We start from the raw sequence: 21,325 nt of genomic DNA, 5'->3' as shown, positions 1-21,325 counted from the left end.
CTTATTTTTATGTCTGATTTTAAGGAGGAGAACAGAATGAAGAATTTTATCGAGGCGGCGCAGTATGCGTTCGCGGCGCTCGGCGGTGCGCTGGGTGCGGTCATGGGAGGCTTTGACGGCTTCCTTTATGCTTTGGTGGTGTTTGTCATCGTGGACTATGCCACCGGGCTGATGGCGGCAGCGGTGGAGAAGAAGCTCTCCAGCGAGGTGGGATTCAAAGGCATTTTTAAGAAAGTGATCATTTTCAGCCTTGTGGCGGTGGGGCATATCGTGGATACGCACATCATCGGGGAGGGGAGCGTCCTGCGGACGGCGGTCATCTTCTTTTACCTTTCCAATGAAGGCATTTCTATCTTGGAGAATGCTGCCCGGACGGGGCTTCCCATTCCGGGGAAGCTGAAAGCCGTGCTGGAGCAGTTGCGGGAGGAAAAAGAGGAATGATATGCTGCACAAATTTTCTGATGATGTTTGTGCAGTTTATGGTTCCATTCCCGCTTGCTATTATGCCCGTCCAGAGCGAACATGTCTGTGACCGGGGAAACCGGAATACAGGAACGGAGGGATTACGGATGAGGGCATACGGTGAAATGGAGATGCACGGGAAGTACACGCTGGAGGATTTCGGCGGCTGGTCGAGGAACCACACCAGAGCGGCATCCATCCGCAGATGGAAACGCCCGCTGAAAAAGAGGGCAAGGCAGGTGTGCCGCGCCATGCTGAGACGGGTGGAAAGATAACAGGATAATTTTTGGAAGGGCATCGCTGCGGCGGTGCTTTTTTCGTGCGGAAAGAGAGGGAAATGGGATGAATTTAATACAGAATTACCTTACACAGTCCGGCTGTTATAAAGCCGGGAAGCACATCACCGTGAAAGGTCTTATGATCCACTCGGTGGGATGCCCGCAGCCAAAGGCGGATGCATTCATGAAGAACTGGAACAGGGCTGACGCCAATGCCTGCGTCCACGCCATCATTGAGCCGGGCGGGGATGTGTACCAACTGCTCCCGTGGGAACATCGGGGCTGGCACTGCGGCGGAAATGCGAACAATACCCACATCGGCGTGGAGATGACGGAGCCTGCCACCATCAGATATACCAGTGGCGCGAACTGGACGGAGACCGGGACCGGCGAGAATACGAAAGCCCATGTGCTTATAACCTATCAATATGCAGTGAAATTATTTGCACATCTCTGCCTCCAGTATAATTTAGACCCTTTGGCGGATGGTGTGGTGATTTCCCATTCGGAGGGATGTAAGAGGGGCATTGCCAGCAACCACGGAGACGTGGAGCATCTGTGGTCTAAGTTCGGCCTTACGATGGAACAGTTCAGGAAAGATATCAAAGCGGCTATGGGGGGAGATTCCCTTACCGCCATCATGGGAAAGGCTGTGGCAACGGTGGAGCAGATGAAATCTTATCTGAAAAAGAAAAATCCGTCTGTGGAACAGTCGGTACTGGATATGATCCCGCTGTACCTTTCGGAAGGTGAGGTGGAGGGCGTGAGGGGTGACATCGCCTTTGCACAGTCCTGTCTGGAAACAGGGAATTTCGCTTTCTCCGGCTCTGCGGTCACACTTTCGCAGAATAATTTCTGCGGGCTTGGGGTGACGCAGAGGGGCAGAGCAGGGCTGTCCTTTGACACGCCGCAGCTTGGCATCCGGGCGCAGATGCAGCACCTCAAAGCCTATGCCTCCACGGATGCACTTGTAAATGAAAAAATCGATTCCCGTTTCCGCTATGTCACAAGGGGCTGCGCTCCCTATGTGGAGTGGCTCGGCCAGAAAGAAAACCCGCAGGGGAAAGGCTGGGCGGCAGGGGAGAAGTATGGGGAGAAGATTCTTTCCATCCTGAAAGCCGTCATCAGCGAAGGGAAGGTGCAGTTCATGGAGAGCCTCACCTTTTCCGCACCCTACATGGTGCGCGTATCTATCCCTGATTTGAATATCCGAAAAGGCCCCGGAACGGCTTTCCCCAAGACAGGAAAATTTACTGGCGTGGGCATTTTCACCGTGGTCGAGGAAAAGGACGGCTGGGGGCTGCTCAAAGCCTATCAGGAAAAGCGGGACGGGTGGATATCGCTTTCATTCACCACACGGATTTAAGGGAAAATGATAGACAAAAGGCAGGGCATATGTTTGTGCAGTATTTCCGCAGACAGTCCTTGCTAATCCTGCATTTCAGAGCGAATATGTGTACCAATGGAACGGGGAAGCCCGGCCCGCTCCCCAAATACAGGGCAGAAAGGATAGAAAATGAAAGCAGAAGAACTGGAGACCATCATGGATGCCGTCCATAATGCACTGGAGGCGGTGAGGTGCCTCGAATCGGAGACAAATAAAAACATGGTGCTGATCTCCAAGAAAGAACTGAAAGCCTATCTGGGAGGAAATCTGGAAGGGAAACTTGTGGATGCATACAGGATACTGGAGGCGGAAATTTCCGGCGAAAGCTGAACCTGTAAAAAGTAACTGAATACTGCCTGACTCCACAGAACTGGCTTCAGGGGAAAATACGCAGCCGGACAGGTCGGACCTGTCCGGCAGTATTTTTTTACACTAAGCGAATCCACGGGGAAATAAAAACGCCGTGAACACCCTTGTTTTTCTTGACTAATACGGCGTTCAGAGTGATTTATAGACTAGCAAAAAAGGAAGGAGTTACCTAATATATGCGGATAAAAATAATCAAGGCGGGTGAGGCACATCCCGCGGATAAATTGAAGGTATGCGCCTATGCGCGCGTGTCCACGGACAGTCCGGAGCAGGAAGGCTCGCTGGAGAACCAGGAGCAGCACTACCGGGAGATGATAACTGCAAACCCCATGTACGAGTTTGCGGGCATCTATTCCGACCAGGGCATCTCCGGCTATAAGGAAGCCCGCCCCGGATTCCAGAGGATGATGGAGGACGCGAGGGCGGGGAAGATAGACCTGATCATAACAAAATCCATATCGAGGTTTGCGAGGAATACCGTCACCGTCCTGAAATCGGCAAGGGAGCTGAAAGGGATGGGTGTCGGTATTTTTTTCGAATTGCAGAACATCAGCACCCTCTCCGGCGAGGGGGAGCTGATGCTGACCATCCTTTCCGCCTTTGCGCAGGCGGAGAGCGAAGGGGCGAGCGAGAACGCCAAGCTGACCAACCGCCGGAAGTTCGAGCAGGGCATCCCTGCGGTAAAGGTTGGGAAGTGCTACGGCTTTTCGGAAGACGCAAACGGAGAGATTATTTTGGATGCGGAGCAGGCTTTTGTGGTAAGGAAGATGTACCAACTGGCGGCGGATGGCGTATGGGTGAGCAGAATCCGGGCTTATCTCAATAAGCGCGGCTACAGGAAGCCGGGAGGGCAGGAATGGGATGACTGCGGCGTTACCCGCATCCTGCAGAGCGAGATATACAAGGGCGGCGTCATGATGCAGAGGACATACCTTGACGCGGACAGGGTGCGCCATAAGAACAGGGGGCAGAGGAACCGCTGGTATATCGCAGGCCACCATCCGGCAATCGTCAGTGAGGAATTATGGGACAAGGTGCAGGAGGTGCTTGCGGAGCGTTCCGGACAGGTGAAAACCAAAAAGCCGGAGCGGAAGGGGAACGGGGATTCCCATAATACCTACCCCTTAAGCGGGAAGCTGTACTGCCCGGAATGCGGGGCGCTGCTCCACCACAAGACTGCCAACCGGGGCAGGCAGGAATACTGGGTGTGCAGCACAAGGCTGAAAAGGCCGGAGGAAGGCTGCCCCGGCATCTGGGTACCCGCCGGGGCCACGGAGGGCTGGCAGATAGAGGGCAAGGCCGTGGTGATGGAACACACGGACGAGTTTGGGATAAAATCCTATTCCTTCATGGAAAAGGGAGCCTACGAGCGGCGGAAGGGATGCCCGTACAAACCAAAGCCGGAGAAAATGCATAAAACCTACCCTTTGAGCGGGCGGCTCTACTGTGGGGAATGCGGAAGCCTGATGCACCATCAGCAGCGGGTATGGAGCGGGTATGAGTTCTGGTGGTGCGGGAAAAGGGTGAAGCAGGGGCCGGATGCCTGCAGGGGCGTGAGGGTGCCTGCGGAAGTGGCGGACACATGGGAATTTGAAGGAGAGATCATAGTTTCGGAAGGAGAGAACGAGAATGGCGAGAGATGTTACACTTATACCAGCAAGCCCGCATCCGGTGACACGGGGCGGCAGGACACAGGAGAGGGAGGTTTTAAGGGTGGCGGCATACTGCCGGGTGTCCACCAACAATGAAGACCAGCTCCTTAGTTTTGACAACCAGGTACAGCACTACACGGAGTACATTGCGAACAAACCCAATTATACGCTGGCGGGCATATATGCGGACGAAGGGATATCCGGCGTGAACACAAGCAAGCGCGAACAGTTCAAAAAAATGATAAAGGACTGCGAGGACGGGAAAATCGACATGGTGATCACAAAGTCCATTTCCCGTTTCGCACGGAACACGCAGGACTGCCTGCAGTATTCAAGAAAACTCAAAAACTTGGGCATAGGGATATTCTTTGAGAAAGAGAACATCAATACTTTGGACGCGGCGGGGGAGCTGCTCTTTACCATCATGAGCTCACTGGCGCAGGAGGAGAGCCGCTCCATCTCGGAGAACTGCAGGTGGGGCATCCGCACCAAGTTCAAGCAGGGGGTGATGCACTTAAACGCAAACCACTTCCTCGGCTATGACAAGGATGCGGACGGGAACCTCGTCATCAACGAGGCGCAGGCGGCTATCGTCCGCAGGGTATTTGACGAGTTCATGAACGGGCTGAACCCTGAGACCATAGCGGCGGGGCTGAACAGCGAGGGTGTTCCGGGATGCATGGGCGAGCCGAAGTGGGCGGTCTCCACCATCCAGCACATCCTTGAAAACGAGAAGTACAAAGGGGATGCGCTTTTGCAGAAATATTATACCGCCGATTTCCTCAGCAAAAGGACGGAGCGCAACTACGGGCAGATAGAGCAGGTCTATGTGAAGGACAGCCACCCGCCCATCGTGGATAAGGAAATGTGGGAGGCGGTGCAGCTTGAATTAGGGCGCAGGCGGCTTTTCCGGGAAAAGCACAATCTGCAGAACATGGGGCGCTACACGGACGTGCAGCCTTTCACCTGCAGGGTGGTGTGCGGGAAATGCGGAGCGGTATACTGGCGGCGGACATGGACGCGGAACGGCAGGAAGGTCAGGGTATGGCAGTGCGGGAAACGCTACCAGAAGAAAGGCGTGGTGGGATGCAAGAGCGGCAACCTCTACGAGAGGGATTTGGAGAAAGCATTCCTGACGGCATGGAACGGCATTGTGGAGAACAGGGAAAGTTTTCTGCCTGCATGGAAAAAACAGATAACGGAGGGGAATGCCTTGGAGAAATGGCGGGCGGGGCAGATGATGGAGCTGACAGCCCAGCCGCCGCTTGAAACGGTCTGCCCGGAGATTGTGAACATGGTACTGGAGTGTGTGGAAGTCCACGATGGCGGGCTCCTGCATTTTTATTTTCTGGATGGCACGGAACTGGAGATTGAGACGGAAGAATAATGCAGAAATATGCCGGGGCGGTCTTGTGCCGCCCTTCTGTTAAATACATTTGTGGGGTGCTGCCATAATAGGTACGTGGTTGGTCTTTCTCAACAGAGGGAACTTGCCCCTCTGACTATGGGTAAAACCGGGAAAGAGGAAATCGCTCTATGTGTGATTATGAACTGCTAACAGTCATTCTAATGATTCTTGAAATCATTGTGTCGATTCAATTATAATTTAAAATCTGTTATAGGTTTGTTTGTGTTCGTTACATTTTATTACATAAAACGAAATGTAACGATTTTTTCTTGACAAATTATTCCTTTGGTGGTACGCTATAAGCATGAAAATTGGCTCAAAAGCTAATTTTTTGGAGTACAGTCTGACAAGGAGGCAACAGTAGTGGATGCTACAAAAACACTTGCAGATGTTGATGCTTTGGCTGAGTTAATTACACGGGCATGTGGTCCACGGAGCCTATCCGAATTTAGCAGGGCATGCGGTATCTCAGCAGCGCAACTATCCAGGGTAAAATCTGGGATTTGCAGGCCTTCAAAAAAATTATGTTTCAAGATGGCATCAGAGCATTATGCAAAAGAGATGGGCTTATCCAGTGACGAATTCTTAAAAGCAGCTGGTTATAATCCTGATGAGATCGAAGGAACTAAGGACTTTGAACAAGTGGTGTCACTGCAGAATGAAACTATCGCTTTGGGGATTATCTCCAAGTACCTTATGGAACGAGGCGGTACATACCAATTGCTTCCGTTGGGAGAAAACAGGGAAGTGGATTTTGCTTTTCTGGTTTCGAATGACAGCACCAAAGTCAGATGGGAATTCGTGACAAACTTTTCGCAGGTCAGGTTTGATACCGCAGTACGCATGAGTGCATATTATTATAACCTCGGCAGGTTGCTTTCATTCAAACCGAAAGTGGATGTGCAATACACGGTGTTAATGGATGATGAAGCACTATTTGACCAGGTTAAAACAGGGGTAAACCAGAACCAGGTGCTTGCGAATGTTTCTGTCGCATTGATCGATTTCAGCAAGATGGAGATAAGGAAGGAGGTCACATGGGGACGGAACAGCGAATGTTTGAAGCTGTCAGCATATTAAAAACTGAATATTGAACAAAAAACTACGGAGGCAGACTGATATGAAAGATTTATCTAAATGTCTGATGGAAGGTTACTATGAGTATATAGAGGAAGTACAGCTCGAGTTCCAGAAGTCGGACAAGTATCAGGAATTGCGCCGCAAGTTAGATGAAAATGAACAAGCGATTGATAATCTGAAAGTTGGTGACAGCAATCTACAGGATTTGATCCGCCAGAGGGATGATCTACAATTGGAGCTGTATGCCATGTGCGAAACACAGACTATCAAGGCATTGGTTAATTTAATTCATCGTTAACGAGCGTAGATTCCTTCTCCCTACTTGGGTGCTGCATACAGCAGCACCCACCAGTAAGGAAGACGGACAAGCAGAGTGGGACAAGCAAAGCGGACAAGCCTAACGATGATAAAATATACAGAAGAAAAGAAAGAGAGAGAAAAAAAGAAAGAAAAAGGAGGTAGATGTAGGAATGAAGAATGTTTTATTAGGAAGCATACATAGAAGGAAATTGCGGTATAGATTTGGAATATTTATATTTGAAAATAAACTTGTGGGACAAGGATAATTTGATTTGAATATTGTTGATACAAAAATAGATTAGCCATTCGGTAAAAAGTTTATTCATTTTATTTGATACATAAAGAAAAATTGAATAATAAGTATTAGAATTTGTGAAAAGAGAGTGTGAATGTTGCGTAAATTAAGTATGTCTATTTCTTATACACTTTTTTAGCAAATTTCCTAATACGAAAGAAGTGGCCAGGCATCTCTGGAGAAAAAAGGGATACCTGGTCATTTTATGTCCCTAATTTTAGAATCCATAACAGAATAAATATTCGATGTAGTTATAACAGGTTTATTACCGAGGGGGGATAGAATTTTGTTAAGTGGCCAATCAATATTTATCCTAGTATTGGAAGTGTGATTGACAATGGAACTGGAGGAATACATAAAGGGCGGTATTAGATATAGAAAAAAAGATGGATTGGCTTTGATTTCCCTTTGATTAGTTCTTTTAGAAGTGGGGCATTATGGCAACGGATAATAAGGTAGCGATAAAGCCTGCATAATAGAATGCAACAGAGTAGTCCGTAAATGGACGATTGTCCATGGTCACGGAGAATTTGCATATTATCAGATTTGACAATGGAGGGGGTATACAAATAAAAGTACACAGGCTATTTGGCAGTAAAGAGGAAACAGAAAAAATACCAGTCCCGGTATGATGATTGGTACTAAAAGTAGCCCGACTGGTCGATAAGACTCGGTCGGGCTATTCTGTTAACATTCCGGCTCCGTTTCTGGTTGTATGGAGCGTTCCATTGATATTCCGATTTCAATGCCACGGCTGAAGGCTTTCCGGGTGGCATCATGTTCACTTCTTTCTGCATCCGTGAAAATCTCGTCAAGCATCGCCTGCTCTTCCGGCATGAGCCTGCGGCGCAGATGGAAGTATTTGATATTGAATTTATGTGCGTCTTTCTTGACAGATGCGGACTCGTAGTAACTGTTCATGGCATCTTCGAAGGAGTCCGAGATACCTTCCGCTATGTTCTTTCTCATTTTTTCATTCCTCCTACATGGTTAGATTATTGGTAGAGCTATGTAATTGAAATAACCATTAGAAGAGGAATCATCAGAACCTCTATCCTGCGTTCTCTGTAGGTAAACTTTCCGGATCAAGACTTCAAAGCTACTAAATACTGTAGTAGTAGTGTGTACGCTTGGTATGAGAACAGCGGCCATAATAAATGCATGATGAATATGGCGTGGTTTTCTACCGCTTCTTCGTCTTGACAGGAAACCATTGGCGATACAGTGCCAAATGGAATGCAGTGCCGTGTAAAAGGCGATCTTGACATTTTCAAGTATATCATCAATGAGATCGTCCCAATCTGAAAGGGTTTCAAACATCCGGCAAATCGTTTCAGTTATCCGGCTTATGTCAAAGACAAACTCTTCATCGTTTCTTTTTGTTATTTTTATTGTATTCTCTTCCATGCGATTTTCACCACCTTCCCGGAATAGGATTCTGCTTTTGTATAATATAATTTTAACTTACTATATTTAGAGCTTCAAGCAAGAAAATACATATTTATACACAATATATTGTGTGTTCCCATTTGTTTAACCAATCCCTATTAAGAGGGGATTAGGACTTATGACGGTTCCCGGAGGTCTTTATCAGGAAACATCACTTGTCCTAAGAGATTATGCTGCCTGGAAAAGCTGTAGCATCTCGATTTCAAAGGGCTCATAATCAATTGGACCGAATTCCATCCATTTCTTATAATAATCGAAAATGTTGAAGGATGCCTCTCCAGACACATCGAAAGTAGCAGCAACGTCATCGGGGCTTGTACATTTCGCAACATTGATGAGCGGCGGTGGAGCAATGCTGTATTTGGCAAAGAAATTAGCCTCTGCTTCTTCGATGGCGCTTAGGCTGTCATCCGGATTGTCATGGTGGCCGAGATAAACATGGCCAATCTCATGAAGGATGGTCCAACGCATTCGTCCCTGATTTGTATGATCGTTGTAATAGATCACATATTCATTCATCCCTGTTTGGGGGTTGACCTCGACCCTGGAATAGCCATCCATGTCGAAAGCGAGAGCTTTCAGGCGCTTAACCATAGGAAGGGATGAATATGGCCGTAACTGATAGTACAGCCTGTCTGCGATTGTAAAGCAGTCAATGGGGTAGGTGTTGATCTCGCACTCTTCAAACATAAAGAGAACTTCTTTTTTAATCTCATCGCACCTGCCCGGGGTCAATAATCCTCTCAAGTCTGTTCCTTTCTCAGTTTTCAGACTCAAAGAGAGCATTTACAAGGTCGGCTTTCTGTTTCTGCGTCCAGTTCTTTGCATTTCGTGCGATTGCACGCTGGGTGCGGTAATATTCCAATTCGGAATCGGATTCTGTTTCCGATCCCATTAGGTCTTCGACTGTCGTATGCAAAGCATTTGCGATATTCACGACAATAGGCCCTTTAGGAACGCGATCCCCGCTGATGTATCTGGACATGGAGACCTCCGTCACACCGACTTTTTCTGCCAGCTCCCTTTGAGACAAACCGTGTTTTTGTAGCAAATCAGAAATCCGCTCTCCTAAAATATTTTTTGTCATGTTTTTTGTTTTCCTCATTTCTAATCAGATTTGCATATGCTCTGCGTGGCACTTCTCTGGTCAGCATCTCTTGGCATCTTGCAGTGTTTGGCTTACTCGTTCTGTGATTAGGGGTCTTCCTCATTTATGTTTTTGCCCCTTTTGTTTTTTTTTCAGCTCTAACTGGCTTGCTCTTTTAACTGGCGCTTATAGCCTATCTACAGCAGTCATGCAAATATAGTTTGCATTCATTCGTAGTTATTCATTCTATAAAAAATTAATAATACGAATTTCTGATTTACCAAAAGTATAACAGAACTTACCATTTGTGTCAATATAAAAATTTTTTTGGAAAGTAAAAATATGAAAAAACCCTTATTATATAAAGATTTTTAGAATTTTGATAAAAACAAATGGAAAGTTTGATGTTGACAACTTACCATTTGTTTAATATAATTAGCTCATGCTTAAACGAAAGGAGATGTAGCAAATGAATGTGCGTCTGTTAAAAGCAAAGCGTGTGGAGCGGAACCTTCGTCAAAAGGACCTAGCAAAAGCCCTCGGCATTACCGAAAAGGCAATGTGCCATAAGGAATGTAGCAAAGAGAACAAATTCAAAGCGGCAGAGATGCTAATTCTGGTTGATAAGCTGAATTTGTCTTTCGCAGAGTTCGATGCCATTTTTTTTAATCGAGAACTTTCCAAACGTTTAAGAAAAATACAAAAATAAGAACCGAATGGAAAGACAAGTAAGTGAAGGCGGGTGGATAATATCCGCTCAACCAGAAAGAAGAGGAAAGATATATTCTAGAATATTTTGAGAAAGGATGGGATGGATATGGCAAACTATATCATTGAATTATTGGGAGGAATTGATAAGATGATTTGTGCATTGGCAGTGTTTGTAGTGATGGATTACATAACGGCTATATTAGTTGCTATTGTTGAGAAAAAATGGATAAAGAGGAAGCTGGGGTTAAAAGCCGTATTTGGAAAGATTGGAATTATTGTCCTTATATGTATTGCTAATATTATTGATACGATGATTGTAGGTAATGATTCTACAATCAGAACAACCGTTATTTCTTTTTACCTTTCAAAAGAGGGATTTGCTATTTTAGATAACTTGGAGCATCTTGGAGTGCCATTACCGCCAATTATCGTGAAGATTGTTGAACAGTTAAATAGCGAAGAAAACAGTGAAGAAAGTAATGAAAAAGATAGCGAAGAAGGTATAGAAGAAAACAGTGACTAAAATATGGTAATGAAAAGATTGCAAATATTTTGATGAAAAGAATTGATAGGTATATCTGTCAGTTCTTTTTATTGAAAATTTACATTTTAATATAGAAAGAATCCCTCCGGTTTGGTGGGGTAGCGCATGGGGTAAAAGGGGTAAAATCCGAGAGGGTGGGGTAAGAAAAAGGGGTAAAGGGGTAAAAAACAGCGGGGTGGGGTAAAATCCCCATGTAAAAGTTACCCCACCCTCTGACTTTCTATAAATAGTATCGACGGGGCAAATGGGCGGGTGCCTTAGCTTTCGGTGGATAAAGTTGCGGAAACCTCACAAAGCCCGTAAATACGGCATTCTTGGCAGTACATAGGTCTGAAAGTTACATTATTTTCTTGTGTTTTTAGGGGCAATTTTACATTCGGGAGTGGGTGAATTTGTGTTCTAGGGTTTTTTTGCTAAAAAGTATAAACGATTTGGCGAAAGTCGGATACAATTTGGCGAAAGTGAAACCTTTTGGCAAAACCTCATACGATTTGGCAAAAGTGAAACAATTTGGCAAAACTTCCATATAATCTGGCAAAAGCTGTAGTTTCGCCAAATTGTATAGGTTTTGTCAAATAGTGTATGGGAGAATTGATAAAAAGATAATGGGAAAATGATAAGGAACTGTAAAGGCTCTTTTTTTGCTTTTCATACCCGGAAAATAGTCGTTTCATGCAATCCAATAAAGTGCGGGAAATGCGGCGGTCTGCCGTTTTCGCAGGCAGGCCTGCCTCTATGCTATTTTTCGTAGGGATTCTGGTAATCCGGGCAGAGGTATGTTTCGCTCCATGCCATCATGGTCTGCAGGACGGGGATGAAGATCTTCCCAAACTCAGTAAGTGAGTATTCCACTTTCGGAGGGATTTCCTTGTAAATCTCCCGGTGGAGGAACCCGTCACTTTCCAGTTCCCGGAGCTGCTTTGTCAGCGTGGACTGCGTGATACCGTCAAGGCGGCGCATCAGTTCACCGAACCGCTGGACTTTGTAAAAGGACACATACCATAAGATCAGGATTTTCCATTTGCCTCCGATCACAGACTGGAGCCTGCCCATAGGGACGCAGCGGGCAATGGTTTCCTCATTGTTGAATTTATTCTCAGCCATTTCATTCCACCTCTTTCCCCACCAGTATATTCCTGCAGTGGGAAAAAATCAAGATACGGTCATTTTTAATAGATAGTATGAAAAAGTGTACTACCGACTAAAAAAGACAGTACTTGATTTCATGGAGTTTTAGAGGTAATTTAGTGCAAAAGAGGAAAGACACGAGGAGGAATGAAAGATGCACTATACAGGAACCATATGGAGGCCGCCCTATGAGGCATCTTCCCTGTTATTGGAAGTCACCGCAGGCTGTACGCACCACAGATGCAAATTCTGTACGCTTTACGCAGACCTGCCGTTCCAGTTCAGGATGTCACCGATGGAAGATATAGAGGCGGACTTGAAAGAGGCACAGAAAATGTACCGCCGTTTTATGGGGAGGAAGGTGTCACGGACTTTCCTGACAGGGGCGAACCCGTTTGTGCTGAAATATGACAGGCTGATGGAGATTGCGGGACTGGTACACAAATATTTTCCGGGGATGGAGACCATCGGCAGTTTTGCCAGGGTGACGGATATTACCCTGAAATCAGATGAGGAGCTTGCAGCCCTGCATGGGGCCGGTTATGACGGGCTGACAATCGGCATCGAGACGGCGGATGACGAGGCGCTGCGGTTCATGGATAAAGGATACCTTGCGGCAGACATTCTGGAGCAGTGCGGGCGTCTGGATAAGGCAGGCATCCGCTACAGCTTTTTCTATCTGACGGGCATATCCGGCGCAGGGCGCGGGGAGGACGGGGCAAAAGCCACCGCCGCTGTATGCAATAAACTTCATCCTTTGCTGGTCGGCGCAAATATGCTGACGATATATCCCAATTCAGGGCTTTATCAGGAAATCCGGCGTGGGAACTGGAAAGAGGAAAGTGAGACAGAAAAGTACAGGGAAGTCAGGGCATTGGTGGAAGGGTTGGAAATCCCCACAGAGTTTGCGGCGCTTGGCGCTTCCAATGCCTTTCAGCTTCATGGTGTTTTACCGGAAGATAAGAAGAAACTGCTGGCTTTCCTTGATGATGTCATAGAGAATGTGGGCGAGGACGAACTGCGGCGTTACCGTGAGAGCGTCCATCATCTGTAGGGAGGTGGTTCAGTTGCATTTTACGGGAAGGACGTGGAGGCCGCCCTACGAGGCGAATTCTGTCATCATACAGGCAACTTTCGGCTGCACATACCGGAAATGCCGTTTCTGCAGCCTTTATAAAGGCGAGTGTTTCCGTATGTCACCATTGGAGGAGTTCGAGGAAGATCTGGCAGAGATCAAAAGCTACCAGCCATATGCAAGACGCATCTTCTGGACGGGGGCGAACCCGTTTGCCATGAGCTATGAGAATTTGAAGCTGCGGGCGCTCACGGTAAGGGATTACCTCATCAAGTGCCAGACGATGGCCATGTTCGCAAGCATAAGGGATATCAGGGACAAGGAAGTGTGGCAGCTTAAGAAGCTCCGGGCAATGGGGATAAACGGTCTGAGCATCGGGACGGAGAGCGGGGATGATGATACGCTTACACTGGCGGCCAAGGGGTACACGGCGGCTGACATTTTAGAGCAGTGCCGGAAGCTGGACGAGGCGGGGATTGAATATTATTTTGTCTACATGACCGGGCTTGCGGGGAAAGGCAGGGGATACTGGAATGCGGTAAACAGTGCAAAGCTGTTCAGCCAGTTAAACCCTTATTTTATCTCGGTAGATTCCCTTACGCTGTTCCCGGACACGGAACTGTACCGCATGGAGCAGGAGGGCAGGTTTGTTCCCGCCGGGGAGAAAGAACGCCTGCGGGAACTGCAGGTGTTTATCCAGAATTTGCAGATACGGACGCACCTTTTTGCCAACTCCAGTTCAAACTTTTATCCGGTCACTGCCTATCTGCCGAAGGAGCGGGATTCCGTGGTCAGTGAGCTGCAGCATATCATGGATACGGTAAGTGAGAAGGAAATGGAGGAATACCGCAGAAACCTGAAATCTTTAGGATGATAGAATGTACAAAAGCCAACCGCCGTACTATGGCCTTCATCCGCCATATGCGGCGGTCTGCTATTTCCGCAGGCAGGCCGGGCGGCCTGATAAGGGAAATTACTTGGAAAGTGGGAAAGTAATTTCCCATGATCAGCCCTCTGCCTATACCCATATCATGCAAAAGCGTCAACGGCTCTTAACAATTAACAATAATTGACCGATAAATAAAGTGACGAAATAAAACGAAAGGAAGGCAGAGATATGGCAAAGGAAGAGATTACACCGAGCGAATGGCAGATCATGGAAGTTCTCTGGGCGAGCGATATGCCGTTGACATCCTCCGAGGTTTACAAAAGGATGCATGGGAATGTGGATATGTCGATGAGGATGGTGCGGGTGCTGATGAACCGCCTGAACCAGAAGGATATCCTTGGATACACCGTGGATGAGCATGATTCAAGGGTTTACCACTACTATGTGCTGAAGCAAAAGGAGGAATGCGTGAAGGAGAAAAGCAGGAAGTTTGTGGACAGTTATTTTTCCGGAAGCGGGACAAATGCAATGGCGGCGCTGCTACAGAGCTTCGCACTGACGGATGAGCAGATTAAGGAACTGGAGGAGATTCTGGAGAAAAGCAAGGGGCAGAATGCGGAATCCTCAGATAAAAAGGAGTGATGGCTATGCTCGACTGGCCACGGATTGGCAGCTTTCTGGATTTATGCGCAGTATATCTGACAACACAGCTTGTGCGGTGCGCCGCCTTTTCACTTGTACTGACCGGGCTTGTGATGCTGCTCCGGAAAATGCTTTTTTCAGAACGGATTTTTTTGAAAGGGATGCTATGGGCAGTATTTCTGGTCACCCCATTTCTTGGGAAGCTGAAGCTGTTTTATGAAAATGCAGCCATATGTAAGGCGACATGGTGGATGACAAAGGGAACTATGTCCTGCCTGTGGGTTGGCCGTATTTATACAATGGGTATTCTGGTAGCCGTTATCTGTGTCTTTGGAAAGCGGCTGCGCCTTCGGAGGCTGGTTGCCGGAATGGAAAAAGTCTTTTTTGATGGCATCAGGATCAGTGTTACTGACATGAATATTACGCCATTCACAATCGGCCTGCTGAAACCGAAGATTGTCCTGCCAAAAACAATGGCGGACAGCTACAGCCGGGAGGAATTAAAAGCCATTATACAGCATGAGCAGACACATATCCGGTTAGGGCATTTATGGTTCGGGCTTGCGTGGGATATGCTGAGGTGCCTTTTGTGGATTAATCCGTTCCTGACAGTATTCCAGAAACATTTCAGAGCGGATATGGAAGATATCTGCGACAGGGTGTGCATACAGAACAGTGGGAAGACGGCACATGAGTATGGGCTGGTATTGCTGAAAACTCTAAAACTGCTGCTCTCTGAATCGGAGAATGTACCGCCCGCCGTTACCTATGCAGGGGAAAGTGAATTTATAGGCATGAAAAGGCGGATGGGGAAGATTGCAGGTTTCCACCCATACCGGAAAAAACTGTGTATGTGCATGGTAGCAGTTCTGGTAGCAGTAACAGGTGCGGCATTACTCGTCATACATAGCTGTTCTTATGCCCAATTCAGGGAAGATGAAAGCATACTGGTATATGAGTATGTCGGTGAAGATGGAGTTACCATTTCAAATCATGATAGCAGATTGGATCAGATGATTTCTTATGATGACAGTTATGTTTATGTGGACAGGGAGGCATTTGAGGCATTTTTGGGAAAAAACAATGCAGAGGGGCAGATATATATTGTCTTTGGAGGATTTTATAAACTTCCCGGTTTTTTATGCGGTGGGCAGTCATGTTTATATGAAACTGATTCAACGGATGAGGTAGTCCGGATTCCATACATAAGGCAAGAGGACAATTGGATGATGGCGTTGTTCAAAATATTATAGGTAAAAGGAATTGAATTTTAAGGAGGATATGATTATGGCAATCACAGGAGTGGGCAATTATAGCAGTGTTTATGAAAACACATATGCTTCATCAAGGAAGGAAGCGGCAAAGAAAGAAGAAACAAAGGAAACAGCGGCTACAGAGAAAAACGCCGAAGTAGCAAAGAGTGGCGGCAATGAGGAATACCTTAATAATTTGCAGAAACAGTTTCCTAATATGAAGTTGCAAGTCGGCTATGGGGTTAATACAAAAAATGATGGTAAAGTAGATGTTTTGAATATTAACCCGAAACTTTTAGAGAAGATGCAGAATGATCCAAAGGCAGCAAAAGAATATACGCAGAGATTGAAAGATGTGGAAGCTGCACATAAGTATGTAGATAGTTTTTTTGCAGCAACTGGAAGTACAGTTGTATGCCGTCATGCATATTTAGATGAGAATGGAAATTACAGTAATTTTACTGTTTCAGTTAGAAAAGATGTGTTAAACGAAAAACTCCGTAAAGAAGCGCAGGAAAACGCCGAAGAGCGGATTGAGAAGTCAAGAGAAAAAGCCCGTGAAAATGCGGAGCAGCTTGCGGAGAAATTAGAGGAAAAGGCAGAGGAAGCAAAGGGAAGCGAAGAGTCGGAAGAAAAGAAAGTGGTAACGGAAGATGGAACAACAACTCCGAACAAAGCAGAGCAACTCTTAGAAGAAAAAATGGCTGCTTCCAAAGATGGCACGATTTATCTGAATGACACAGATATGAAAACAATCATCAAAGCTGCCCAGGAAGAGGATGCGGGCAAAACCATTGTAAAAGAACAGACACAGGTGGGTGCGAATCTGGATTTGAAGATATAATGTTTCAATCCTATTCTGTAGAGGTATTTAAGAGAGTGCCTCTTTATATGCAGGTCAAGGATGGCGCAAAAAATATTTTCAATAAGGAGGATGATATCAATGAACATTAGTTTCAATGCAGGGAGTTCTGGAGGATACAGTAGTATCAACAAAAACAGTGCGCAGTATAAAGCTGTTGAAAGGGATCATTTGAGTGCCATCATTGCAAATGAAGCAAGCATGTCCGAAAAGGAGCGGTTGATTTATGAAACATTTGGCGGACGGGATACTATCATTAAAAATTACATGAAATTATATGACTCTAATGGAAATTTTCTTAATGCGTATGGCGTAGCAGGAATGTGCGTAGATGGAAAAAGTCCTTCGGAATATAATCAGATTATAGATGTTTCCGAAGACTGGCGTCAAGAGATGTTTGATATGGTCAAAAGGGAGTTCATACAAGAAAATGGTGTTGCGAATGGGGATACAACCAAAAGAACATCACTGTATACGGCATATCAAAAAAGCATTAAGATTGATGACCGATTGAAAGGTACATGGACGCTTGGGCAATATGAAAAAGCATATAATAAGGCTTTTTATGATGCGGTAAAGGCGGCTAATCCGAATTGGCAACAGGGACAGCCGTTTGATTCCAGAATACTGGACAGCGTTACAAGGGAATCCGTAGAAAGCCAGCTTGTCAAAAGTGGCAATACATTTGTAAAAAAATCATCTTCGGGTAGCAGATTGGATATGAAGATATGATCTTTACACCTTATTCCGCAGAGGTGCATAAATTTATGCCTTTGCGGAGGTGTGGGGGAGCTCTAAATGATAAAGGATTTAATCAAAACAAAGTAAAGGAGAGTGCACATTATGAATATCGATTACAGCCGGTTTTACAGAGGAACAACAAATATTCCCTCATATGGGAGTGGTGCATATAAGAAGGATACCCTTGTAAAGTATGAATTTAACACCACGGATGAGCATGGCAACAAGGTAATGGATAAGATGTCAAGGGAAGAAACCCTGCAGGCAATGAAAGACATCCGTTCACAGTATGGGGATGCGGTCATTGTGGAATTTTCGGGAGACGGTATGGCAGCCCTCGTGGAAGGAAAGAAAGGCAGCATGGTGCCGGAAGATAAGGAAGCAATGGAAGCGAAAAATGCGGCGTTCCAAAAGGATATCGTGCAGATTGACAATTCCCTGAGTGACCTTCCGGCATATTCGGGTATGTATGGCGCAGATAAGGCGGTTGCGTCTGCTTTGGAGAACTGCGGCAAAGAGGAGAAGGGATTTGTGTATGACATCATCCGGCAGAATTTCCTTGTGGGGAGCAGCGGTTCTATGACAGAGGAAGAGCGGCAGGCGAATATCTCACTCGGCATGAAGAAAGCAGAATATGCGGCACAGAACTTTATCCCGGAGGAAAGCAGGGAGGCATTTCTGGAAGCGATGGAGTCCATTGCAAAACTGGCAAGCGCAGGAAAAGCCGACAGCAGCGGGGACATGAATTACGGCGTTGCAAAAGCCAGGTATCTTGGGCATGGCATCGGCCTTGTCCAGACCACAAACGCGCTTGGCATGATGCAGGCGATGGATAAGGACGCATATGCCGAGTACCAGAAGATGGGCCAGAACGATGATGGCGGGCTTAGTTCATTGAAATACCTTACGAACTGGTATGCAGGCGCAGTAAAGAAAGACCCTTCGATGGTTGATACTTACGAAAAACAGTCGGAGGAATATGTGGAGAAAAACGTGAAAGACCGGGAGCTGGATGCAACCTTTGTGGACATAAAAACGGAAAGCATGGCGGCTTTCCTTGAAAGCCTGAAAATGTTCCAGAGTAATCACCCCAATTTCCTATCATCTATCATAAACCGGGAGCTGACATCGAAGTTTTGGTATTGATGGTACAGTAACGGGGGAGGTCTGCCACGGCTACATATCCCCAATAAGGCACAGAGGACGAACAGGCTTCAGCAGGGAAGCAGTTGCAATATAAAAAAATGATGGGGGTTCTGCAGCATTATGAAAAAGAATATTATATTGTGGTTGGCGGTTTCAGCGGTAGTCATGCTGGCATTGCCGTGGCTTGCGGTTACTTTAGTAAAAGGCGATGCAGGAATGGCCGTATGTTTTCTTTTGTTTTTTGCACTTAATCCGTTATACTCCGTGATATTCGGCGTTTTTGCAGGAAAAGATATGAAGCATCTGTGGAGCCTTCCAATTGTTTCGGCTGCTCTGTTCCTGATTGGCACATGGATATTTTTTGATATGGGTGAAATGGCATTTATACTGTATGCGGTGGTCTATCTTGTATTAGGGATAGTGGCCATGCTGATTTCTATGATCATCAGAAAGAAGGCACAAAGATAATAAATGCATACGGTTCTACAGTAGCATATCCCCATAGGCTACAGAGGGACAGGGCAGGCTTCCCCGGTTTTCCGGCAGATTGGGGAATCGGGGAGCAGGGGGAGCTTTACAGATTAACTTTTTGGAGGCGTGGTTTGAAAAAGAAACTCATTATTGTTTTCGTGGTAATAGCGGTGATTCTGCTGCTGATTCCGGTTAAAAAGGTCTATGAGGATGGTGGGACACAGACCTATACAGCCCTGACTTATAAAGTGATTGTCTGGAAGCAGATAGATGGGAAAACAGGAACGGAATTTTACATTTTTCCTAACAATTTCCACCAGTTAGATTATTACGAGTGACTTTTGAAAGGCTGTTTTTGTATGGAGATAACAGGACGCGGCACAGAACGTCTATATGGGAAATAAGTTCCTCACCCTGCGGAAAAGCGAGGTCGCAAAAGTTGCGCCGGACAGGGCTTCTCCCCGGTTTCCGGCAGATTGGGGAGAGGCTTCATGAATGGCAAAGTTTTCTTTTAGCTGTTTTTGTAAAGAAAGCCAAAGCATAACAGGAAGGCAAGATATTATGAAAAGATTGATTATATTGGTTTTATGGGTGGTTTGTATGCTGGCTTTGCTTGTTGGGTGTTCCAGTCAGGAAAATGAAATAGGAGATATCGATAATCATACGCCGATTGCTTTGTTGGATGATGCGGTTGTTTATAACTATATTGATGATGACGGTGCATTGGTAATTGGGCGATATGTTCTTTCCTCAAAAAGGCAATCAGATATCGTAAGTGTGGAAGAGTTTTATATTTCAAGTGGAAAACCTACAGTGATTGATAATTCTGTTATTCTGCCTGTAACCTTAAATACAAACGAACATAAACTTTTGATGGTAAACGCTGATTCTGACACATCTGAAATGATATTTAGCGAATTTAATTCTTATCCAATGGACGCAGTTTCTGTAATGAACACAGACATTTATATGTTAAGCACCATGAAAGATGATGTGGCTACAGCAACTTATATCAGAAAATATAATGAGAATACCGGGGATATGGATATCTGCATTGAAAAACAGTTTACAGATAATACAGGTGAGCAGATAACGACATTTGCCTGTAGCAACGAAAATATTTATGTGCTGGTAAATAATATGGGAGCAGAAAATGATGTTTATATAGAAATTTATGATGATAAAAAATATGATTTACTTGGTAAGCTGTACTTTGATTCTGAATTGAGAAATTTTGTTTCCAATAATGGGATAGTAGAATTTTATTGTTTTGACAGTTACATATACATAAGGAATTTTTCAGATTATGGTGCGATAGGGGAAATAGAAAATAACCAGATAAAAACCTTTCTTAATTTGCCTAGTTTGCGTATGGCTTATAACGGTAAAAATACGCAGGATAATTATTATGGATTTTTTGTAAGAAATGGCAGAGAGCTTTATCTTTTAGATGTTTATTCTGATACTCTATATGAAACCAATTTAGATCTATCACAAGATGAAAGCATTCGTAATGCTATCTCTGATGGAAATAATATATGTATCAGTATTCTTGATGAGAGGGATACAGAGTCTTTTACAACAAAAAAGACCATTATAGTAGATTTCAATGAATTGAAAGAAAAAGCATATCAAACAAAGTGAAAAAGGCTATCCATTATATATCTCCAATAAAACACAGAGAGCAGGCTTCCCCGGTTTCCGGCAGATTGGGGAATCGGGGAGCAGGAAGAAAACCAATAATACACAAACGATAAAAGGGAACCAAGCAGAGATAGAACCATATGCCTGTCTGGTTCCCTTTCTACATATCGGTGCGGGGAGATAGCAATAGATGTATTTTGGGGGAGAGGAGGTGGTATTATCCGGAAAATGAAATGCCCGGAGAGACGGTGCAAGAAACGGGCCTGTGATATTGGGGAGACGGGTTCCGGATGGATCATTGTGTCACTGAAATGGCCTAACTGCGGCAGGGTAGTAAAGGTGTACTGGAAACCGAATGGAAAAAGATAAATATACATAGCAGGAAAGAATGGCAGGAAGGTATCCTGCTATTTTTACTTTTATAGATTAAAGCGTTTCTTTTATGGTCATAC

Annotated in this window: 27 protein-coding genes; 22 read left to right on the top strand and 5 right to left on the bottom strand. The window is 45.6% G+C overall.

What is annotated here, in order from left to right; all coding sequences use genetic code 11:
• Nucleotides 1-36 precede the first annotated feature (36 nt).
• The 8 genes from D5281_RS21075 (at nucleotide 37) to D5281_RS21040 (ending at nucleotide 6,934) form a co-directional block, all read left to right on the top strand.
• Nucleotides 37-441, top strand: a complete 405-nt coding sequence (locus D5281_RS21075) for a phage holin family protein (protein ID WP_016303073.1) — start codon at nucleotides 37-39, stop codon at nucleotides 439-441.
• Entirely contained in the window at nucleotides 438-737 is a 300-nt protein-coding gene (locus tag D5281_RS21070; RefSeq protein WP_160561981.1) for a hypothetical protein, read from the top strand. Before D5281_RS21075 ends, D5281_RS21070 begins: the two co-directional genes overlap by 4 nt.
• Before the next feature lie 67 nt (nucleotides 738-804).
• The gene (locus D5281_RS21065; RefSeq protein WP_160561980.1) at nucleotides 805-2,106 is read left to right on the top strand and encodes an N-acetylmuramoyl-L-alanine amidase; all 1,302 of its coding nucleotides are present in this window, start codon (nucleotides 805-807) and stop codon (nucleotides 2,104-2,106) included.
• 150 nt (nucleotides 2,107-2,256) lie between these two features.
• The gene (locus D5281_RS21060; protein WP_160561979.1) at nucleotides 2,257-2,457 is read left to right on the top strand and encodes a hypothetical protein; all 201 of its coding nucleotides are present in this window, start codon (nucleotides 2,257-2,259) and stop codon (nucleotides 2,455-2,457) included.
• 215 nt (nucleotides 2,458-2,672) lie between these two features.
• On the top strand, nucleotides 2,673-4,244 hold the full coding sequence (locus D5281_RS21055) for a recombinase family protein (protein ID WP_160561978.1): 1,572 nt from the start codon (nucleotides 2,673-2,675) through the stop codon (nucleotides 4,242-4,244).
• Nucleotides 4,126-5,535, top strand: coding sequence for a recombinase family protein (locus D5281_RS21050; protein WP_160561977.1), 1,410 nt, complete (start codon nucleotides 4,126-4,128; stop codon nucleotides 5,533-5,535). Before D5281_RS21055 ends, D5281_RS21050 begins: the two co-directional genes overlap by 119 nt.
• A gap of 384 nt (nucleotides 5,536-5,919) precedes the next feature.
• Nucleotides 5,920-6,636 carry a helix-turn-helix domain-containing protein gene (locus D5281_RS21045; RefSeq protein WP_160561976.1) on the top strand — a complete coding sequence of 239 codons (717 nt, stop codon included), beginning with the start codon at nucleotides 5,920-5,922 and terminating at the stop codon, nucleotides 6,634-6,636.
• A gap of 40 nt (nucleotides 6,637-6,676) precedes the next feature.
• Nucleotides 6,677-6,934: a hypothetical protein gene (locus tag D5281_RS21040; RefSeq protein ID WP_160561975.1), complete on the top strand. Its 258-nt coding sequence runs from the start codon at nucleotides 6,677-6,679 to the stop codon at nucleotides 6,932-6,934.
• A gap of 984 nt (nucleotides 6,935-7,918) precedes the next feature.
• Here the strand turns inward: D5281_RS21040 and D5281_RS21035 are convergent.
• The 4 genes from D5281_RS21035 to D5281_RS21020 all read right to left on the bottom strand — a co-directional run bounded on the left by D5281_RS21035 (nucleotide 7,919) and on the right by D5281_RS21020 (nucleotide 9,767).
• Nucleotides 7,919-8,200, bottom strand: coding sequence for a hypothetical protein (locus D5281_RS21035; RefSeq protein ID WP_160561974.1), 282 nt, complete (start codon nucleotides 8,198-8,200; stop codon nucleotides 7,919-7,921).
• A gap of 21 nt (nucleotides 8,201-8,221) precedes the next feature.
• Entirely contained in the window at nucleotides 8,222-8,638 is a 417-nt protein-coding gene (locus D5281_RS21030; RefSeq protein ID WP_160561973.1) for a hypothetical protein, read from the bottom strand.
• Nucleotides 8,639-8,848: 210 nt separating this feature from the next.
• Nucleotides 8,849-9,370, bottom strand: coding sequence for an ImmA/IrrE family metallo-endopeptidase (locus tag D5281_RS21025; protein ID WP_160561972.1), 522 nt, complete (start codon nucleotides 9,368-9,370; stop codon nucleotides 8,849-8,851).
• A 70-nt stretch (nucleotides 9,371-9,440) separates the two neighbouring features.
• Nucleotides 9,441-9,767 carry a helix-turn-helix domain-containing protein gene (locus D5281_RS21020; protein WP_160561971.1) on the bottom strand — a complete coding sequence of 109 codons (327 nt, stop codon included), beginning with the start codon at nucleotides 9,765-9,767 and terminating at the stop codon, nucleotides 9,441-9,443.
• 469 nt (nucleotides 9,768-10,236) lie between these two features.
• Here D5281_RS21020 and D5281_RS21015 point away from each other — a divergent pair, with 469 nt between their 5' ends.
• Both D5281_RS21015 and D5281_RS21010 read left to right on the top strand, forming a co-directional pair.
• Nucleotides 10,237-10,476, top strand: coding sequence for a helix-turn-helix transcriptional regulator (locus D5281_RS21015; RefSeq protein ID WP_160561970.1), 240 nt, complete (start codon nucleotides 10,237-10,239; stop codon nucleotides 10,474-10,476).
• A 108-nt stretch (nucleotides 10,477-10,584) separates the two neighbouring features.
• Complete coding sequence (locus D5281_RS21010) at nucleotides 10,585-11,001, top strand: phage holin family protein (protein WP_160561969.1); 417 nt, start codon at nucleotides 10,585-10,587, stop codon at nucleotides 10,999-11,001.
• A gap of 759 nt (nucleotides 11,002-11,760) precedes the next feature.
• On the opposite strand, the gene D5281_RS21005 is transcribed toward D5281_RS21010, so the two are convergent.
• Nucleotides 11,761-12,126 (bottom strand): winged helix-turn-helix transcriptional regulator, encoded by a 366-nt coding sequence (locus tag D5281_RS21005; RefSeq protein WP_160561968.1) that lies wholly within the window; start codon nucleotides 12,124-12,126, stop codon nucleotides 11,761-11,763.
• Between the two features lie 178 nt (nucleotides 12,127-12,304).
• Here D5281_RS21005 and D5281_RS21000 point away from each other — a divergent pair, with 178 nt between their 5' ends.
• The 12 genes from D5281_RS21000 (at nucleotide 12,305) to D5281_RS20945 (ending at nucleotide 21,242) form a co-directional block, all read left to right on the top strand.
• Nucleotides 12,305-13,204: a radical SAM protein gene (locus tag D5281_RS21000; protein ID WP_160561967.1), complete on the top strand. Its 900-nt coding sequence runs from the start codon at nucleotides 12,305-12,307 to the stop codon at nucleotides 13,202-13,204.
• Nucleotides 13,152-14,099, top strand: a complete 948-nt coding sequence (locus D5281_RS20995; protein ID WP_330585208.1) for a radical SAM protein — start codon at nucleotides 13,152-13,154, stop codon at nucleotides 14,097-14,099. Before D5281_RS21000 ends, D5281_RS20995 begins: the two co-directional genes overlap by 53 nt.
• A 4-nt stretch (nucleotides 14,100-14,103) precedes the next feature.
• Nucleotides 14,104-14,298 carry a hypothetical protein gene (locus D5281_RS20990; RefSeq protein ID WP_160561966.1) on the top strand — a complete coding sequence of 65 codons (195 nt, stop codon included), beginning with the start codon at nucleotides 14,104-14,106 and terminating at the stop codon, nucleotides 14,296-14,298.
• Between the two features lie 44 nt (nucleotides 14,299-14,342).
• A complete protein-coding gene (locus D5281_RS20985; protein ID WP_120413877.1) occupies nucleotides 14,343-14,756 on the top strand; it encodes a BlaI/MecI/CopY family transcriptional regulator in 414 nt (137 codons plus the stop codon).
• Between the two features lie 5 nt (nucleotides 14,757-14,761).
• Nucleotides 14,762-16,009 carry a M56 family metallopeptidase gene (locus D5281_RS20980; protein ID WP_016303041.1) on the top strand — a complete coding sequence of 416 codons (1,248 nt, stop codon included), beginning with the start codon at nucleotides 14,762-14,764 and terminating at the stop codon, nucleotides 16,007-16,009.
• A gap of 34 nt (nucleotides 16,010-16,043) precedes the next feature.
• A complete protein-coding gene (locus D5281_RS20975) occupies nucleotides 16,044-16,853 on the top strand; it encodes a DUF6033 family protein (protein WP_016303040.1) in 810 nt (269 codons plus the stop codon).
• Nucleotides 16,854-16,952: 99 nt separating this feature from the next.
• A complete protein-coding gene (locus tag D5281_RS20970) occupies nucleotides 16,953-17,603 on the top strand; it encodes a DUF3879 family protein (RefSeq protein ID WP_016303038.1) in 651 nt (216 codons plus the stop codon).
• A 111-nt stretch (nucleotides 17,604-17,714) separates the two neighbouring features.
• On the top strand, nucleotides 17,715-18,758 hold the full coding sequence (locus tag D5281_RS20965; protein WP_160561965.1) for a hypothetical protein: 1,044 nt from the start codon (nucleotides 17,715-17,717) through the stop codon (nucleotides 18,756-18,758).
• Nucleotides 18,759-18,878: 120 nt separating this feature from the next.
• Entirely contained in the window at nucleotides 18,879-19,226 is a 348-nt protein-coding gene (locus tag D5281_RS20960) for a hypothetical protein (RefSeq protein WP_016303036.1), read from the top strand.
• 134 nt (nucleotides 19,227-19,360) lie between these two features.
• Nucleotides 19,361-19,567, top strand: coding sequence for a hypothetical protein (locus D5281_RS20955; RefSeq protein WP_016293598.1), 207 nt, complete (start codon nucleotides 19,361-19,363; stop codon nucleotides 19,565-19,567).
• Nucleotides 19,568-19,790: 223 nt separating this feature from the next.
• Nucleotides 19,791-20,873 carry a hypothetical protein gene (locus D5281_RS20950; protein WP_277935512.1) on the top strand — a complete coding sequence of 361 codons (1,083 nt, stop codon included), beginning with the start codon at nucleotides 19,791-19,793 and terminating at the stop codon, nucleotides 20,871-20,873.
• 228 nt (nucleotides 20,874-21,101) lie between these two features.
• Nucleotides 21,102-21,242, top strand: coding sequence for a hypothetical protein (locus D5281_RS20945; protein ID WP_160561964.1), 141 nt, complete (start codon nucleotides 21,102-21,104; stop codon nucleotides 21,240-21,242).
• Nucleotides 21,243-21,325: the final 83 nt, after the last annotated feature.

Source organism: Parablautia muri, assembly GCF_009917485.1.
GTDB lineage: Bacteria > Bacillota > Clostridia > Lachnospirales > Lachnospiraceae > Suilimivivens > Suilimivivens muri.
This window is presented reverse-complemented; position numbering and strand designations above follow the sequence as displayed.